The organism is Streptomyces sp. NBC_01460 (assembly GCF_036227405.1).
Lineage (GTDB): Bacteria > Actinomycetota > Actinomycetes > Streptomycetales > Streptomycetaceae > Streptomyces.
The window spans coordinates 913,652-931,241 of sequence record NZ_CP109473.1; the positions used below are offsets into that span (position 1 = coordinate 913,652).

At 72.7% G+C, this 17,590-nt stretch carries 14 protein-coding genes; 12 read left to right on the top strand and 2 right to left on the bottom strand.

What is annotated here, in order from left to right:
• Nucleotides 1-3 precede the first annotated feature (3 nt).
• Nucleotides 4-1,407, bottom strand: a complete 1,404-nt coding sequence (locus OG488_RS04150) for an ABC transporter substrate-binding protein (protein ID WP_329226011.1) — start codon at nt 1,405-1,407, stop codon at nt 4-6.
• Nucleotides 1,408-1,543: 136 nt separating this feature from the next.
• Between OG488_RS04150 and OG488_RS04155 the strand changes: the two genes are divergently transcribed.
• The 7 genes from OG488_RS04155 (at nt 1,544) to OG488_RS04185 (ending at nt 11,036) form a co-directional block, all read left to right on the top strand.
• Entirely contained in the window at nt 1,544-2,590 is a 1,047-nt protein-coding gene (locus OG488_RS04155) for a zinc-dependent alcohol dehydrogenase (protein WP_329226013.1), read from the top strand.
• Between the two features lie 106 nt (nt 2,591-2,696).
• Nucleotides 2,697-3,497, top strand: coding sequence for a sugar phosphate isomerase/epimerase family protein (locus tag OG488_RS04160; protein ID WP_329226015.1), 801 nt, complete (start codon nt 2,697-2,699; stop codon nt 3,495-3,497).
• Nucleotides 3,494-4,885: an MGH1-like glycoside hydrolase domain-containing protein gene (locus OG488_RS04165; RefSeq protein WP_329226017.1), complete on the top strand. Its 1,392-nt coding sequence runs from the start codon at nt 3,494-3,496 to the stop codon at nt 4,883-4,885. The genes OG488_RS04160 and OG488_RS04165 overlap by 4 nt, the downstream gene beginning before the upstream one ends.
• Nucleotides 4,882-6,834, top strand: a complete 1,953-nt coding sequence (locus OG488_RS04170; RefSeq protein ID WP_329226019.1) for an amylo-alpha-1,6-glucosidase — start codon at nt 4,882-4,884, stop codon at nt 6,832-6,834. Before OG488_RS04165 ends, OG488_RS04170 begins: the two co-directional genes overlap by 4 nt.
• Nucleotides 6,835-7,014: 180 nt before the next feature.
• On the top strand, nt 7,015-7,926 hold the full coding sequence (locus OG488_RS04175; RefSeq protein ID WP_329226021.1) for a LysR family transcriptional regulator: 912 nt from the start codon (nt 7,015-7,017) through the stop codon (nt 7,924-7,926).
• Between the two features lie 89 nt (nt 7,927-8,015).
• Nucleotides 8,016-9,377, top strand: a complete 1,362-nt coding sequence (gene hisD, locus OG488_RS04180; RefSeq protein ID WP_329226023.1) for a histidinol dehydrogenase — start codon at nt 8,016-8,018, stop codon at nt 9,375-9,377.
• 207 nt (nt 9,378-9,584) lie between these two features.
• A complete protein-coding gene (locus tag OG488_RS04185; protein WP_329226025.1) occupies nt 9,585-11,036 on the top strand; it encodes an amino acid permease in 1,452 nt (483 codons plus the stop codon).
• A gap of 103 nt (nt 11,037-11,139) precedes the next feature.
• Here OG488_RS04185 and OG488_RS04190 read toward each other — a convergent pair whose 3' ends face one another.
• A complete protein-coding gene (locus tag OG488_RS04190; protein ID WP_329226027.1) occupies nt 11,140-12,138 on the bottom strand; it encodes a LacI family DNA-binding transcriptional regulator in 999 nt (332 codons plus the stop codon).
• 310 nt (nt 12,139-12,448) lie between these two features.
• Between OG488_RS04190 and OG488_RS04195 the strand changes: the two genes are divergently transcribed.
• The 5 genes from OG488_RS04195 (at nt 12,449) to OG488_RS04215 (ending at nt 17,304) form a co-directional block, all read left to right on the top strand.
• Nucleotides 12,449-13,588, top strand: coding sequence for a hypothetical protein (locus OG488_RS04195; protein ID WP_329226029.1), 1,140 nt, complete (start codon nt 12,449-12,451; stop codon nt 13,586-13,588).
• The gene (locus OG488_RS04200; protein WP_329226031.1) at nt 13,585-14,331 is read left to right on the top strand and encodes an alpha/beta fold hydrolase; all 747 of its coding nucleotides are present in this window, start codon (nt 13,585-13,587) and stop codon (nt 14,329-14,331) included. The genes OG488_RS04195 and OG488_RS04200 overlap by 4 nt, the downstream gene beginning before the upstream one ends.
• Nucleotides 14,332-14,420: 89 nt before the next feature.
• Nucleotides 14,421-15,731 carry a histidinol dehydrogenase gene (gene hisD / locus OG488_RS04205; RefSeq protein WP_329226033.1) on the top strand — a complete coding sequence of 437 codons (1,311 nt, stop codon included), beginning with the start codon at nt 14,421-14,423 and terminating at the stop codon, nt 15,729-15,731.
• On the top strand, nt 15,728-16,501 hold the full coding sequence (locus OG488_RS04210; RefSeq protein ID WP_329226034.1) for an SDR family NAD(P)-dependent oxidoreductase: 774 nt from the start codon (nt 15,728-15,730) through the stop codon (nt 16,499-16,501). The genes hisD (OG488_RS04205) and OG488_RS04210 overlap by 4 nt, the downstream gene beginning before the upstream one ends.
• Entirely contained in the window at nt 16,498-17,304 is an 807-nt protein-coding gene (locus tag OG488_RS04215) for an HpcH/HpaI aldolase family protein (RefSeq protein ID WP_329226036.1), read from the top strand. The genes OG488_RS04210 and OG488_RS04215 overlap by 4 nt, the downstream gene beginning before the upstream one ends.
• The last annotated feature ends 286 nt before the right edge of the window (nt 17,305-17,590 follow it).

The following is a 17,590-nucleotide window of genomic DNA, read 5'->3' on the forward strand; positions in this document are numbered from 1 at the left end:
CGGCTACTGGAGGGACTTCTGGAGGGCGGTCACTTCGTCGTCGGCCTCCTTCGCGGCCTCGTCCGGCGAGAGCTGGCCGCTGGTCATCGCCCCGATGGCCTTGGCCACGGGGAGTTCGCCGTTCGTCGCGCCGACGAGCGCGCCCTGCCCCTGGGTGAGTCCCCAGCGCTTCATGTCGCCGACACCGGTGACGAGCCGGTCGAGGAGGGCCGAGGGGTAGGCCTTCTGCATGGACTCGCGGCGGTCGACGCCCATGACGCTGGCGCGCCACGCCTGCTCGAAGGAGCCGGGCTTCTGCACCGTGCCGGTACGGACGGGGATCTTGCCCTCGGGGGCCATGCCGAACCAGTCGGCGTACCCCTTGCCCATCATGTAGTCGATGAACTTCCTGGAGGCGCCCGTCTCGGCGGTCCTGGTGACGGCCCATGACGTGATCTCGCCGAACTGGGCGGGTTCCTTGCCGTCGGGGCCCTTCAGGGAGGTGACGACGCCGGTGTTGCGGGCCAGGAACTTCGGGTCCTTCTTGCACTGCGGGCAGCTGGGCAGCGCGTCCGACCGCAGTCCCGCCAGCTCGTCGAGCAGGAAGGACGACCAGACCATCATCGAGGACTGTCCGGCGAAGTAGGTGGCGCGGGTGGTGTCCACGCTCTGGGTGCCGGGCGCACCGTGCTTGCGGGCCAGATCGTCGTACGCCGCGAAGGCGTTGCGGCAGGCAGGGGAGTCGAGGGCGGGCTCGCCCGTGCCGTCGACCAGCTCGCAGCCGTTGGCCAGGGCGAGGTCCTCGAAGCTCTGCTGGGTGAAGACGTCCGAGGGGTCGGTGGCCAGGGAGATGCCGTCCCGGCCGTCCTTGTCGAGGGAGGCGGCTGCCTTCAGGGCGCTCGCGTAGTCGTCGGGGGCGTCGAGCCCCGCCTCGGCGAAGAGGTCCTTGCGGTAGACGAGGATCTGGAGCCAGGCGTCGGAGGGGACGCCGAGCCGGGTCCCCCCGTCGGCCGTGAGCGCGAGCGCGTTGCTGTTGAACGTGCCCGGGTCGAGGTCCTTGACGATGCGGTTCGCGACCTCGGTGTTGAGGAGGCCGTTGCCGTACATCTGCCAGACCTGGCCCATCGGGACCGCCCCGATCACGTCCGGGAGCTTGCCGGCCGCCGCCGCGGACATGATCAGCTGCGGCAGCTGGGCCTCGTCCACGCCGACGAGATCGACCTGGACGCCGGTCTCCTTCTCGAAGCGGCTGACGACCTTCCTGGTCGCCGCCATCCTCGGCGGCAGGTTCTCCTGCGACCACACCGTGATCCTGTTGTCGGGCCGCTCCGCACCGGAGCCGCCCGAGCAGCCGGCCAGCAGACCGGCCGCCAGGGTCGCGGCGAGCCCGAACAGGGTCGCCCTCGACCGTCGGGTCTTCATCACCATGCTCTGTCCTCACGCCACTTACGCACTTTCCTGATGCATCACAGCATTACTTTTGCGTGTTGACAAGACATAACTCTGAGATATCTTCGACTGAAGTCAGCGAGCAACACCCCTCCCAGCGCTACCGGAGCTCCCCGTGGAACGCGTCGTCCAGTTCACCGGCCCCCGTCAGGTCGAAGTCGCCGAGCACGAGAGCGCTCCGCTCCCCGCGGGACACCTGCGGGTCCGCACCCGCTACTCCGGCATTTCGGCAGGAACCGAACTCACCGCCTACCGGGGTACGAACCCGTACCTGACGCGCACCTGGGACGCCGAGGCCCGGATCTTCCGCGACGGAGCGGCCGGGATCGAATACCCGGTGGCCGGCTGGGGCTACTCCGAGGTCGGCGAGGTCACCGAGGTCTCGCCCGAGCTCGTCGGCACGCCCGGCATGCCCGTCACGGGCGATCTGGTCTGGGGCATCTGGGGCCACCGCAGCGAGGGCATCGTCCCCGCCGAGCGCATGGTCGGGCACACCCTGCCCGCCGGTCTCGAACCCCTCGCCGGAGCCTTCGCCCGCGTCGGCGCCATCGCGTACAACGCGATCCTCGCCGCCGACATCCACCTCGGCGAGGACGTGGCCGTCTTCGGCCAGGGCGTCATCGGGCTGCTCACCACCCGCCTCGCCCAGCTCAACGGCGCGCGGGTCACCGCGGTCGACGCGCTCGACGGCCGCCTCGCGACCGCCCGTGAGTACGGCGCGCGGCACACCCTCAACGCGCGGACCGACGACGTCGCCGAACGGATCCGCGCCGCCACGGGCGGGGCGGGTGCCGACGTCGCCATCGAGATCAGTGGGGTGTACCCCGCCCTGCACGAGGCCGTCCGATCCGTCACCGTCGGCGGCCGTGTCGTGGCGTCCGGCTTCTACCAGGGCGACGGCGCCGGGCTGCGGCTCGGCGACGAGTTCCACCACAACCGGATCCAGCTGATCTGCTCCCAGATCGGCGGGGTGCCCCCGCAGCTGGCCGGACGCTGGACCGTCGAGCGGCTCCAGCAGACCTTCCTCTCACTGGTCGCCGAAGGCCAGGTCGATGTGAAGTCGCTGGTCAGCCATGTCGTGCCGGTGGCGGAGTCCGCCGACGCGTATGTGCTGCTCGACGAGACGCCGGCCGACGCCCTCCAGGTCGTCCTGGAGTTCTGAGTCCGTCGGCCCTGAGCCCGTCGGCCCGGGCGACCGGGCAGCCCCTCCACCCCACCCGTACCGCCAGAACACCCGAGCGCCCTCCGAAGGCGCTGAAAGGCATCCCATGCTGAAAACCGCCTGCCAGGAACAGCTCCTCCCCGGTGACACGCTCCAGGAGAAATGGACCTTCGCCCAGGAGGCCGGCTACGACGCCGTGGAGCTGCGGTCCAAGGGCGACTTCCACTTCCGCGACCGTCTGCCCGAGCTGAAGCAGGCCCTCGCCGACGGCGTCGTCATGCCGACCGTCTGCGTCGACATGCTGCACTTCTTCGCCGCGTTCGACGACGGGCTGCGCCGTGACGCGCTGGAGCAGATGAAGTCGCAGCTGACCGTCGCGGCCGAGATCGGCGCGCTGGGTGTGCAGACCCCCGCGTCGTACGGGATGTTCTCGCGCAGGCTCCCTCCCTTCGAGCCGCCGCGCACCGAGGAGCAGGACCGCGAGGTGCTGCTGTCCGGCCTCTCCGAGCTGGGCGAGCACGCGCGCGCCGAGGGCGTCACCCTGTATCTGGAGCCGCTCAACCGCTACGAGGACCACATGGTCAACCGGCTGGAGCAGGCCGTCGACCTCATCCGCACGGTCGGCCTGGACTCCGTCCGCATCGGCATCGACAGCTACCACATGAACATCGAGGAGTCCGACCCCTCGGCCTCGATCCTCGCGGCGGCCCCGTACATCGGCCACGCCCAGGTCAGCGACTCCAACCGCTTCCAGCCAGGAGCCGGCCACCTCGACTGGCCGGCCTGGATCGGCGCCCTGCACAGCATCGGCTACGACGGCTACCTCGCCGCCGAGTGCCGGCTGACCGGCGACCCCGTCGCGGCCGTACGCTCCGTCCCCGCGTTCCTGCGGAGGTCCGGCGCGTGACGTCGCTGCTCGAGACCCCCGTGCCCACCGCCGCCGATCACCTGACCCTTCGGCGCGGTGCGGCACGGGTACTCCTCACCAACTGGACGGGCTCCTCCACCGTCCCGTCCCGCGGGCTGTATCCGCACCAGTGGAGCTGGGACTCGGCCTTCATCGCGATCGGCCTGCGCCACCTGTCGGTGCGCAGGGCCCAGCGCGAGCTGGAGAGCCTGCTGGGCGCCCAGTGGGCCGACGGACGCGTCCCGCACATCGTGTTCAGCCCCGCGGTGCCCCTGGACGCGTACTTCCCCAGCCCCGACTTCTGGCGCTCCTCCACGGCAGGCGCCCCCGCGGGCGCCCCGGCCGGGACCGAGACCTCCGGCATCGTGCAGCCCCCCGTGCACGCGCTGGCCGCGTGGCTCGTCCACGAGGCCGACCCGGAGGCCTCGCGCAGCCGCGGCTTCCTGCCCCGTGTGTACGACCGGCTCGTGGCCTGGCACGACTACCTCACGGGCGCCCGCGACCTCGGCGGCGGCGGCCTGGCCGCCATGGTGCATCCGTGGGAGCCCGGCATGGACAACAGCCCGTGCTGGGACGGCCCGTTGCGGCGCGTCGAGCCGGCCGCCCCGGGCTCGTACCGGCGCGCCGACCTCGACCACGGGCAGGCCTCGGAGCGCCCCACCGACCTGGACTACGGCCGCTATGTGCGGCTCGCCTCCGACTACCGGGACAGCGGCTACGCGGACGTGCGGGGGACGCACGCCTTCGCGGTCGAGGACCCCTGTGTCAACGCGCTGCTGATCGTCTCGGAGCACGCGCTCGCCCGGATCGCCGCCGGGACGGGGGCGGACCCCGCCCCGCACGAGGCGCGGGCCGAGCGGCTCACGGCGGCGCTGGTGGAGCGGCTCTGGTCGCCCGCCGACGGCATGTTCCTCTGCCGCGACGTGGTCGGTGACGAGCTGATCCCCGAGCGCAGTGTCGCCGGGCTCGTCCCGCTCATCGTCCCCGGGCTCCCCCGGCACATCGCCGACGCCCTGCTCGACACGGCGTCGGGCCCGGGCTTCCGCCTGGGCGACGTGCCGATGGCGCCGTCGTACGACTTCGCCGGGCACGCCTTCGACCCCTCCCGCTACTGGCGCGGTCCCGCCTGGTTCAACACCAACTGGCTGCTGGAGCGCGGGCTTCGCCTGTACGGGCGCCCCCGCACGGCGGACGCGCTGCGCACGGCCATGCTCGACGCCGCCGGGGCCAGCGCCTTCGCCGAGTACGTGGACCCGGTCACGGCCGAGGCCCGCGGCACCCGTGCCTTCGGCTGGACGGCGGCCCTCACCCTCGATCTGCTCGCCGCGGCCGGGTCGGCCTCCGGCGACGGCGGCCCGAGCACCCCTTCGATCGGAGTACGCACGTGAACGGCGCAGCGGACACCACCCTGGTCCGTGCGGGCACCTTCGCCGTCCTGGGCCCCGACGGCGGTGTCGGTGGCCGGCGCGGCACCTCCCCCGACGGGCTGTTCCACCGCGACGCGCGCCACCTGAGCCGGTGGACGCTGACCGTCGACGGTGCGGCACCGGACGTGCTGGTGCCGTCGGGCGGCGAGGCCTCCGCGCTGTGCGTGCTCACGCCGCCGGGCACCCGGGACGAACCGGCCGCGTACACCGTTTTTCGTGAACAGGCCGTGGACTGCGGCGTCCTGACGGAGTGTCTGCGGTTGGTGAACAACCGCCCCGTGCCTGTCACCGCCGTGCTGTCGCTGACCGCGGACGCCGACTTCGCCGACCAGTTCGAGCTGCGCTCCGACAAGCGCCGGTACGAGAAGGACGGCGCCCGGCACTCGGCGGCCGTCCACCCGGACGGAGTCACCTTCACCTACGAGCGCGGCGACTGGCTGTCCCGGACGGCGGTGTGCGCCTCCCCGGCTCCGGCCGCCGTCCGCCCCGTAGGCGAACGGGACACGGCGCACCGGCTGGACTGGCACCTGGAGCTGCCCGCCCACGGCGCGGCCGAACTCCTGCTCTCCGTCACGGCGTACGCGCACGGAGCACCCGCGCCGGCCCTCGTCGGCTCGCCGGCCGAGGCGGTAGCGGAGCAGGCGGCCGACACGTCCGCCTTCACCGGGGCGCCGCTGCCCATGCCGCCCGGCGCTCCGGGCGGTCTGGCCGCGGCGTGCGCGCGCGGGCTGAGCGACCTGGCCGCCCTGCGGGTTCCCGCGACCGGCCCGGACGGCGAGCGCCTGCGGGTGCCGGCGGCCGGAATCCCGTGGTTCCTCACGCTGTTCGGCCGGGACTCCCTCTTCACCTCGCTGTTCGCGCTGCCCTACCGGCCCGAGCTGGCGGAGGGGACCCTGCTGGCCCTCGCGGCGACCCAGGGCACCGTCCACGACGCCGGCCGCGGGGAGCAGCCGGGGCGCATCGTCCACGAGATCCGCCACGGCGAGCTGGCCCACTTCCGCCAGGTGCCGTACGGCCGTTACTACGGCTCGGTGGACGCCACCCCGCTCTTCCTGGTGCTGCTGGACAGCTACACGGAGGCCACCGGCGACCGCACGCTCGTCGCCCGCCTGGAGCGTGAGGCGCGGGCCGCCGTGAGCTGGATGTTCCGCGACGGCGGCCTGGACGACAGCGGCTATCTGGTCTACACGCCCGACCCGCAGGGCCTGGTGAACCAGAACTGGAAGGACTCCGAGGGCGCGATCTGCTTCCTGGACGGCACCCAGGCCGAGGGCCCGATCGCGGTCGCCGAGGCACAGGGGTACGCCTACGACGCGCTGGTGCGCACCGCGCGCACGGCCCGCTCGGTGTGGGACGACCCCGCGTACGCCGACCGTCTGGAGAAGGCCGCCGCCGAATTGCGGGAGCGGTTCCTGCGGGACTTCTGGATGACCGGCCCCGACTTCCCCGCGCTCGCGCTGGACGGCCGGGGCCGGCAGGTCGACTCGCTGGCCTCCGACGCCGGGCACCTGCTGTGGTCGGGCATCCTGGACGGCCGGCACGCCGAGCGCGTGGGGCGGCGTCTGCTGGAACCCGACTTCTTCTCCGGCTGGGCCGTCCGCACCCTGGCGTCCGGCCAGCCCGCGTACCACCCGCTCTCGTACCACCGGGGCACGTCCTGGCCGCACGACAACGCGGTCGTCCTGCTCGGTCTGGCCCGGTGCGGGCTCGACGACGAGGCGCGCACGGTCGCCCTCGGTCTGCTGGAGGCGTCGGCACACCACGGGCACCGTCTGCCCGAGGTCATGGCGGGCTACTCCCGCGCCCAGCACCCCCGCCCGGTGCCGTATCCCCACTCATGCTCACCGCAGGCGTGGGCGGCCGCCACTCCCCTTGCCGTCCTCACGGCGCTGCGGGGGATGACGGACTAGCCGGGCCGCCACGGGAGAGGCCCGGACACCGCGCCGGCCGGCCCCGGACGCCGGTGCGGTGTCCGGGGCCACGGGTTCCTAAGGTGCAGGCATGCGCAGAACCACACATCCCTCCCCCGCGCGGCCGGAGCACCTCCGCCGCGACCGCCTCCCCGCGTCCGCCCCGCACGAGGAGGCGGCATGACCCTCAATCAACTGCGGGCCTTCGTCGAGGCGGAGCGCCTCGGGTCCTTCACCGCCGCCGCGCAGGCCATGGACATCGCCCAGGCGTCCGCCTCCGAGCTGGTCCGCCGCCTGGAGGCGGAGCTCGACGCGGAGCTGTTCCTCCGCGGCAGCCGCACCCTGAGCCTGACGGCGGCGGGGCAGGAGCTCCTCCCCTACGCCCAGGAGGCGCTGGAGGCGGCGGACAGCGGGATGCGGGCCGTGCACTCCCTCGGGTCCCTGGGCGGGGGCACGGCCACCTTCGGGGTGCTGCGCAACGCCGACTACTACCTGCTCGCCAATCTCGTGCAGATGTTCCACGCCCGGTACCCGTCCGTCCGCGTGAGGCTGGTGGGGCAGAACTCGGCCGAGACCGCCACGGCCGTCGCGGCGGGCCAGATCGAGGCGGGCCTGGTCATCCTGCCCGTCGACGAGGACGGACTCGCGGTCACCCCGCTCATGCGCGACGAGGTGTACTACGTCAGCGCGAGCGCCGAGCGCACCCGGACCCCGGTCACCATCGAGGCCTTCTCGCGGGCCCCTCTCGTGCTCTACGACGCCCACTACGGGTGGAAGGACCCGACCAGGAGGCAGATCGCGGCACGCGCCCAGCTCGCCGGGGTGGGCGTCGATCCGCTGATCGAGCTCGAACACGTGGAGGCGGCGCTGAAGCTGGCCGCGGCCGGCATCGGCGACACGATCGCCAGCCGGGCGGTGATCGCCAGCCCTTCCTTCCCCGCAGGACTGCGCACCGTTCCCTTCGCCGAGCCGCTGTACGACACCATCGCACTGGTCAGACGGCGTGGCCACCCCCTCTCGCGCGCCACCAGGGAACTCGCCCGCCTCGCCGAGGACACCCTCCGCGAGATCGGCAACGGCCTGCCGCTCTGACCCGTCCCGCGAACCACAGGGAAACCCTGTGGGAGACGCAGGCAAGGCCCCTCTGGTCCTGTGGCAGCGTCGCGTCTACCGTCCCAGGCATGCAGATCACGCACGACGAACAGAAGACCCTCGCCCCCTTCCGCTGGATCAAGAAGCCGGCGGTCGACGGGCCTCCCGCCCAGCGCGACCCCCAGGTGGTCGAGCGGGTCTCCCAGATGCTGAAGGAGATCGAGAACAAGGGCATGGACGCGGTCCGTGCCTACGGCAAGGAGCTCGACGGCTGGTCCGGCGAGCTGGAGATCGGGGCCACCGAGCTCAAGAAGTCGGGGGACTCCCTGCCCGCCGACGTCCGCACCGCCCTGGAGATGGGCTACGAGCGCACGCACCGCTTCGCCTCCGCCCAGCGCGAGCACCTGACCGACTTCGAGATCGAGGTGGCCCCCGGGGTGGCGGGCGGCCAGCGCTACGTGCCGGTGTCCCGGGTCGGCGCCTACCTCCCGGCCGGCCGCTTCCCCCTGCTGGCCAGCGCGTTCATGACCGTGGGTGTGGCCAAGACGGCCGGCGTGCCGACGGTGGTGGCGTGCACGCCCCCGTCCGGCGAACACGGCGCCCACCCCGCCGTCCTCTACGGCGCCTACCTCTCCCGGGCCGACCGCGTCTTCGCCGTCGGAGGTGTCCAGGCCCTCGGCGCGATGGCGTTCGGCCTGCTGGGCGAGGCCCCGGTGGACATGCTGGTCGGCGCGGGCAACGCCTTCGTGACCGAGGCGAAGCGGCAGCTCTTCGGCCGCGTCGGGATCGACCTGCTGGCCGGTCCGTCCGAGGTGGCCGTCATCGCCGACGACAGCGCCGACCCGGCCTGGGTCGCCGCGGACCTGCTCGGGCAGGCCGAACACGGCCCCAACTCACCGGCCGCCCTGATCACGACCTCCGAGCGGACGGGCCGTGCGGTCGCCGCCGAGATCGACCGCCAGCTCGAGACCCTCACCACCCGCGACATCGCCGGGCCCGCCTGGCGGGACTTCGGCTCGGTCATCGTCGTACGCGACCGTGACGAGGCCGTCGCCGTGTCGGACATCCTGGGCCCGGAGCACCTGGAGATCCAGACCGAGGACGACGACTTCTACCTGCGAAACCTCACCAACTACGGTTCGCTCTTCATCGGCCCGTGGTCCACCGTCGCCTACTCGGACAAGGGCATCGCGGGCACGAACCACGTCCTGCCGACCGGCAAGACGGCCCGTTACAACGCGGGGCTCTCGGTCTCCCGCTTCCTCAAGCCGCTGACGTACCAGCGGACCGCCCGGGAGGGTACGGCCGCCCTGGCGCCCGCCGTCGAGCGGATCTCGGCCTTCGAGGGGCTCGCCGCCCACGGGGCGACCGCCACGGTCCGCATCGACCGGATCGGGCGCACCTCCGGCGCGTTCGACTCCGTCCCCGAGGCGCTGCGCGAACAGCTCTGACGACGCTGCGCGAACAGCTCTGATCCCGTCCCTCGCCTCCGCCTCCATGCCGCCCCGGCGGGGGCGAGGGGTTGTCGGCGCCCGCGACACCGTGCACAGTCGTAGCCGGTGTTCCCGGGCCGCCGGCCGGCGTCGCCCGCCCGAGGCGGACGAGCACAGTCCTGCAGCAGGGGCACCTGCGCTCCCACTCCCGCGAGGATTCTCCCCATGCACCATCCCTCACCGGCCTCTCCCCCGTCGGACGGGTCGGGTCCCGCGCTCACCCAGGGCCTCAAGGGACGCCAGATCACGATGATCTCCATCGGAGGCGTCATCGGAGCCGGCCTGTTCGTCGGCTCGTCCACCGCCGTGGCCGCCGCCGGTCCCGCCGTCCTGATCTCCTTCCTGCTGGCCGCCACCCTGGTGGTGCTCGTCATGCAGATGCTCGGAGAGATGGCCGTGGCCCATCCCGACACGGGCTCCTTCTCCACCTACGCGGACCGCGCACTGGGCCGCTGGGCCGGCTTCTCCATCGGCTGGCTGTACTGGTGGTTCTACATCCTCGTCATCCCCATCGAGGCGATCGCCGCGGGCGAGGTCATCGCCGGGCTCACCTCGCTCCCCAGCTGGATCCCGGCTCTCGCCATGATCGCCCTGCTCGCGGGCAGCAATCTGCTCGCCGTGCGCAACTACGGCGAGTTCGAGTACTGGTTCGCGCTCCTCAAGGTCGTCGCGATCATCGCCTTCCTCGTGCTCGGCGCCCTCGCGATCTTCGGTGTGCTCCCCGGTTCGGACACCCACGGGGTGTCGAACCTGTGGAGCAACGGAGGGTTCGCCCCCAAGGGCGGGGTCGCCGTGCTCGCCGGCCTGCTCACGGCGATGTTCAGTTTCCAGGGCAGCGAGATCGTCACGATCGCCGCCGCCGAGTCGGCGGAGCCGAGGAAGAACATCAAGAAGGCCGTCCGCGCCGTCGTGTGGCGCCTCGGGCTCTTCTACGTCGGTTCGATCTTCGTCGTGGTCAGCCTGGTGCCGTGGAACGCCGACGGCCTGGCCGCCGGTTCCTACCAGGCGGTCCTGGACCGTATGAACATCCCCGGCGCGGGCCGGATCATGGACGTGGTCCTCGTCGTGGCGGTGAGCAGCTGTCTCAACTCGGCCATCTACACCGCCTCACGCATGGCCTTCTCGCTGGCCCGCCGCAAGGACGCGCCGGCCGCACTGGCGGTCACATCGGCGTCCGGTGTCCCCCGGAACGCGGTCGTCGCCTCCACCGTCATCGGCGTCGCGGCGGTGATCGCCAACTACCTCCTGCCGAGCGTCTTCACGTACCTCATCGCGTCGAGCGGTGCGATCGCCCTGATGATGTACATGGTCATCGCCATCACCCAGTACGCCACCCGCCGCAAGGAGGATGAGCCGGGCGAGGTGCGGATGTGGGCCTTCCCGTATCTGACCCTTGCCACGATCGCCTTCATCGCCGGGGTGCTGGTCCTCATGGCGGTGCTGCCCGGTCACCGTCTCGAACTCTGGCTCTCGCTCGCCCTGGCCGCGGTGCTCGTCGGCGTCGGCGTACTGAGGCAGAAGCGGTACGGCGGCCGGTCCGGTGCGGAGGGGGCCGCCCCAGGAACCGCGGAGAGCGGCCGCACCGCGTCCCTCCCGGCCGGATCGCCGCAGCGCTGACGGGCCGGGGGACGCCGACGTGCGTATCGCCGACGGCCCTGGCGACGCCGGGATGCGTGGCGCCGACGGATCAGGAAAGCCGGGCGTGCGTGGCTGCGACGGGTCAGGAGATCCGGGCGTGCGTGGCGCGGGGTACGAATTCGGTCGGCAGGACGAGGCGTTCCCCGGCGGGGTCCGCGCCGCCGTCGATGCGCCGCACCAGCAGCCGCGCAGCCTGACGCGACAGCTCCCGCAGGTCGTGCCGGACCGTGGTCAGCCGGAACACCTCCCAGGCGGCCATCGGGAGGTCGTCGAAGCCGATCACGGTCAGGTCGTCGGGAACCCTGAGCCCTGCCTTGAGGGCGGCGTTCAGGACGCCGATGGCGACCACGTCGTTGCCGCAGAAGACCGCCGTGGGTGTCTCGGCAGCGTCGAGCAGGAAGGGCAGGGCGCCGTAGCCGGTGTCGTACTCGAAAGCTCCGCGTGCCACCCGGTCCTCCGGGAGCCCGATGCCCGCGTCGGCCAGGGCCAGCCGGAAGCCCAGCTCGCGTTCACGCCCGGTCGTCGTGTTGGCCGCGCCGAAGATGCCCGCGATCCTCCGGTGGCCCAGGCCGACCAGGACGTCGGCGACCAGGCGCCCGCCGCCCTCGTTGTCGACGACGGAGGCGTAGTCGCCGCTGCCGCCGGTGTCACGGTTGAGGAAGACGTAGGGCATGCCGCGGCGGTCGAGCTGGGCCGGAAGACGGGAGTCGGTGGTGGCCGTCGCGAGGACGACGCCGTCCAGGGACTGGTCCAGGAGCTTCTCCTCGGCCACCGCCTCGTCGGAGCGCTCCATGAGGAGCATCATGCGGTAGCCCAGGCGCTGCAGCTCGTCGTGCAGGGGTGCGATGACGTGGGGGTAGAACGGGTTCGTCAGATCGGTCACGATGACGCCGATCCGGCGCGTGGAACGGGTCGAGAGGGTCCGCCCCGCCTCGCTGGGCACGTAGTTCAGCGCTTCCGCGGCCCGCCTGACCTTCTCCCGGGTGGCCGCGGACACGCGGTTGTCGTCCCGCAGGGCCCGGGACACCGTGGGCTGGGAGACGCCCGCCAGCCTCGCCACGTCGTGACTCGTGATCGCCATCCGCCCTCTTCTCCTCGCCCAGGGCGCCACCGCCGGCTCCCCGGATTTCAGTATACGTATGTAGCCAACACCCCATGGCTGACCGGCGCCTCTGCACCTGGGGCCGCCGCGGCAGGCGCCACGCCCCGGACACCCGCACTCCCTCCGCCCAGCGGTCGCGCTTCCGGAGCATCCCGGCGGATCCCCCGGCCCGCACACCGGGAGCCCTGCGCACCCTACGCCCGAAATCGACCTCGCATGATCCCTTGACATTGCCCGAGGGAAGGCCTGTCATGGGAATGCATACGTATTCCAAGTGAGGGAGCAAGCCATGCCCGACGCCGTCGTGTCCACCGCGGAGCTGGGGCGCCGCACGATCCGCCGCAGCGACTTCGTCTCGTGCGACCAGGCCTTCATCGACTGCCGTACGCCGGGATCGGACCGGAAGGAGAACTACGCCATGATCGGGCCCGGCGTCTCGCAGGCCGCCGGACAGCACGTCAACCTCCGCCTGCCGCACGGCTACAACATCGGCGCGGCCGCCATGCCCCACGGCGTCACCAACAACCTCCACCTCCACTACACGGCCGAGGTGTTCGTCTGCACCGAGGGCGAGTACCTGCTGCGCTGGGGCGCCGACGGCACCGAGGGGGAACACCTCCTCAGGGCGGGCGACATCGCCTCCGTGCCCACCTGGATCTTCCGCGGCTTCACCAACACCGGCCCGGACGACGGCTGGATGTTCACCGTGCTCGGCATGGACCACACCGGCGGCATCATCTGGGGCCCCTCGGTCCTGCGCGAGGCCGAGGGACACGGCCTGTACCTCACCGCCGACAACGAACTGGTCGACACGGTCGCCGGCGACGAGATCCCGTCCGGCTCCGAGCTGACCCAGCCGATGGCCCAGGAGCACATCGACCGGCTGCGCCACTACAGCGCCGACGAGATGAAGCGCCGTGTCGCGGCGTCCGGCGAGCTGGTCTGGTCCGACCGGCCCTTCCTGGACAGCACCCTGCCGGGCGGAGGGGCGCGCCTGAGCTGCGTCATCGGATACGGCATGACCGAGGATCCGCACCAGGAACCCCGGATCTTCAATCCGCACGGCCACAACGCCGCCTGGCTGCGCGCCGAACCGGGCCAGGGCGTGTCGCTCCACCGGCAGCACGAGACGCAGACCCTGATCGTCAAGGACGGCCTGTGGGAGGTCACGCTCAACCGCACGGACCCCGTCTCGGTGAGGCTGGGACCGCGCGACATGCTGTCCGTCCCCCAGGACGCCTGGCGCACGCTGCGCAACGTCGGCGAGGAGGAGGGCGATCTCCTGGTCGTCAACTCCGGTGACGGCCGCGTCCGTCTGGACTGGGACGAGGAGGTCTCCAAGAGCGCCGCCGACGCGGGTCTCGGCATCGACCACAACGGCTACCTCGCGCCCTACGCGCTGCTGCCCCGCTCAGCGCGCCGCTGGTGACCGCCGTGCCCCGCGTCGGCCCGTCGCGCCCGCTGCCCCTGGTGGTCGTTCCCGGGATGCTGTGCGACACGAGCCTCTGGTCCGAGGTGGAGTACCCCGAAGGCCACGACGTCCACCACCTCGCGCTGGGGAGGTCCACCATCGGTGCGCTGGCCCAGGACCTCCTGTCGTCGGTGCCGGGCCCCTTCGTCGCCGTCGGACTGAGCCTCGGAGCCGTCGTCGCCTTCGAGGCGCTGCACCTGGCCCCGGAGCGGATCGCCGGCCTCTGCGTCATGTCGGCGAACGCGGGCGCACCACGCCCCGACCAGTACGCCGCTTGGCGCGCCTGGGACGGGCTGATCGCCGACGGACGCTTCGCGGACGTCGTCGAGGAGACCCTGCCGGGTATGTTCCCCGCTCCACCGGGCCCCTCGGGCGGGGAGGCCGAGCGGTACCGGCGGATGGCCCGCGCCGTGGGCCCCGCCGCCGCACGCGCCCAGCTCGCCGCGCAGGCGACCCGCTCGGACCGCGTGGACGCGCTGCGCACCGCCCGCTGCCCCACCGTGGTCCTCTCCGGGGCGCGCGACGCCCTCTGTCCCCCGGACTTCCACCGGCTGATCGCGCGGGCCGCCCCGGACGCCGAGCTGCGTGAGGTGCCCGGGGCCGGACACCTGCTGCCCTGGCAGTGCCCCTCCGACGTCTCCGCCGCGCTGCGGGACCTGCTCGTACGGGTGCGGAGTTCCCGGCCGCCCGCGCTGTCCTGACCCCGTCCGGCCGTACGGCCGGCCGGTCCTCTCCGGCCGGAATCACCTCCTCCCCACACCGCCACCGCCACACCGAGAAGAGAGCCGTCATGCCTCAGTTCCTCAAGTCCCCCGTGCCCGCCGGTCAGGTGCGCGCGGCCCGCGCGGATGTCGCCGAGCGCGTCCGCGCGATCCTCGACGACATCCGTGAGCGCGGTGACGAAGCGGTCCGCCAGTACTCCGAGAAGTTCGACGACTGGAGTCCCGAGTCCTTCCGGCTGAGTCAGGACGAGATCGGGAAGATCGTCGCCGGGGTTCCGGAGACGGTGCTGGAGGACATCCGCTTCGTCCAGCGGCAGGTGCGCACGTTCGCCCAGGCCCAGCGCGACTCGCTGCGGGACATCGAGATCGAGACCCTGCCCGGCGTCCACCTCGGACACCGTCACGTCCCCGTGTCCGGTGCCGGGGCCTACGTGCCCGGCGGGCGTTACCCGCTGACCGCCTCCGCGCACATGACCATCGTGACGGCCAAGGTGGCCGGGGTGGAGCGGGTCGCCGCCTGCACCCCGCCGATACGGGGCGAGATCCCTGCGGCGACGGTCGCGGCGATGCACCTGGCGGGCGCCGACGAGATCTACCTGCTCGGCGGGGTGCAGGCCGTCGCGGCGCTCGCCGTCGGCACCGAGACGATCGGCCGGGTGCCGCTCATCGCCGGCCCGGGCAACGCGTACGTCGCCGAGGCCAAGCGGCAGTTGTTCGGCGAGGTCGGCATCGACCTGTTCGCGGGCCCGACGGAGATCCTGGTGATCGCGGACGAGCACGCGGACCCGTTCGTGGTGGCCGTCGACCTCCTCTCGCAGGCCGAGCACGGCCCGGACTCCCCCGCCGTGCTCGTCACCACGTCCGAGGAGCTGGGCCGGGAGGTCGAGGCCCACATCGAGCGGCTGCTCCCGGGCATGCCGACGAAGGACTTCGCCGGTCCGGCCTGGCGGGACCACGGCGAGATCGTCGTGGCCGGCTCCCTGGCGGAAGCCTTCGAGATCGCGGACTCCTACGCCAGCGAGCACGTCGAGGTCCTCACCGAGAACCCGCGCCAGGCCCTGGACCGGATGCGCGACTACGGCGCACTCTTCCTCGGCGAGGGCACCTGCGTCTCGTACGGGGACAAGGTCATCGGCACCAACCACGTCCTGCCCACGCGGGGGGCCGCGCGCTACACCGGCGGTCTGTGGGTGGGCAAGTACCTGAAGACCGTTACCTACCAGGAGGTCACGGACACCGCCTCGTCGGCCCTGCTCGGCGAGGTCTGCGGGCGCGCGGCGCGCGTCGAGCTGTTCGAGGGGCACGCCCGCTCCGGTGACGTACGGGCGGCGAAGTACGGCAACGGGACGCTGCCGTGGAACGACGAGGCCGGCGCATGAGCGGCGGTACGGCCCCGCTGGCCGGGCGCACCGCGCTCGTCAGCGGAGGCGGCAGCGGCCTGGGCGCCGCGATCGCGCGCTCGCTGCTGTCCGACGGGGCTCGTGTGGTGATCACGGGCCGCAACGGACACACCCTGGAGGCGACGGCCGCCCGCCTGGGGCCGGGTGTGGTCCACCGCGTCTGCGACGTGTCGCGGCCCGAGGAGGTCGAACGGCTCGCGGAGAGCCTCGCGCACGAGGAGATCTCGGTGCTGGTCAACAACGCGGGGATCGCCGGCCCGGTGGCGCCGCTCACCGAGATCCCGGTGCGGGAATGGGACGAGGTCTTCGACGTGAACGTGCGCGGGGTGTTCCTGATGTGCCGGGCGTTCCTTCCGTCCATGACGGAGCGGGGCGCGGGCGACGTGGTGAACATCGCCTCGGTGTCGGGCAAGCGGCCGCTGCTGCGGCGCACGCCCTACTGCGCGTCGAAGATGGCGGTCATCGGGCTGACCGCGACGCTGGCGGGCGAGGTCGGGCCCTTGGGGGTGACCGTGAACTCGCTGTCCCCGGGGCCCGTGTCGGGGCCCCGGATGGAGCGGAACTTCCGCCTGGAGGCGGAGCGCACCGGCAGAAGCCACGCGGAGGCCGAGGAGGAGTTCGTGTCACGGTCGGCCCTCGGGCGGATGGTCACCGAGGAGGAGGTGGGCGCGGCGGTGAGCGCGATGCTGCGGATGCCGGGACTGTGCGGCGCCGACATCGACCTCTCCGCGGGGATGGTGGCACGGTGACGGCGGCACGAGCGGATCGCCGCCCGGCCCCCGCGGGGCGTCCTTCCCTCAAGGCACGGCTCGCGGCCGGCGAACGGCTGTACGGTGCGCTGCTGCGGCTTCCGTCGGAGACCCTGGTGGAGATGGCGGGTGTCGCCGGCCTCGACTACGTGGTCATCGACTGCGAGCACGGGCCGGCCGACATGACGGTGCTCCAGCACCACATGACCGCAGCGGCCGCCCGGGGCATCGACGTCCTGGTCCGCGTCGGCACCTCCGAGCCCGCTCTCGCCCTGCGCTGCCTCGACCTGGGGGCCGCGGGCCTCATCCACCCGCACGTCGACAGTGCGCGGGACGCGCGCCGGGCGGTGGAGGCGGTCCACTATCCGCCCCTGGGGACACGGGGCTTCGCGACGTACAGCAGAGCCGGCCGCTTCGGCACCGTGTCGGCGGCCGAGCACGTCGCCGCTTCGCGGGACGCCCTGGTGGTGGCGATGATCGAGACGGACAAGGCCGTCGCCGCCGCCGGGGAGATAGCCGCCTCGGAGGGGGTGGACGCGGTGCTCGTGGGACCGGCCGACCTCGCGGCGGACTGCGCCTTCCCCGGGCCGGACGTGATCGACGGGCTGGTCGCCGCCGCCCACCGGGCGACCCACGCGGCCGGGCGGGCGGTCATGACGATCGTGCCGGGCGTGGAGGGCGCCCGGGAGGCCGAGCGGGCGGGGGCGGAGCTGGTGCTCTACAACACGACCCAGGTCCTCATGGACACCTTCCGGTCCCTCGCGGCCCCTGCGTCGCGCGGGGAGGGCGACCGGCCGTCGTGAGACGACGTACCGCCCCGCACCGCCACGCACCGCCCCGGCGCCGTACCGTCCGGGTCCGGCGTCATACCGTCCGGCGTCATACCGTCCGGGGCATCCCGGCCGGGGGCGGCGAGGAGGCGCCTTGTGTCCTCCGCAGCGGCGTCCCGCGGGGCGCCCGTCGGGGCTTCCGCAGGGCCGCCCTTCGAGGCTTCCGCCAAGAGGGGCGTGAGGGCACCCGTCGAGATCCGGGGCCCCGACGGCCCCCTGGGCCCCGCAGTCCGCGCGGGGCCCAGGTGAGGGGCGTACA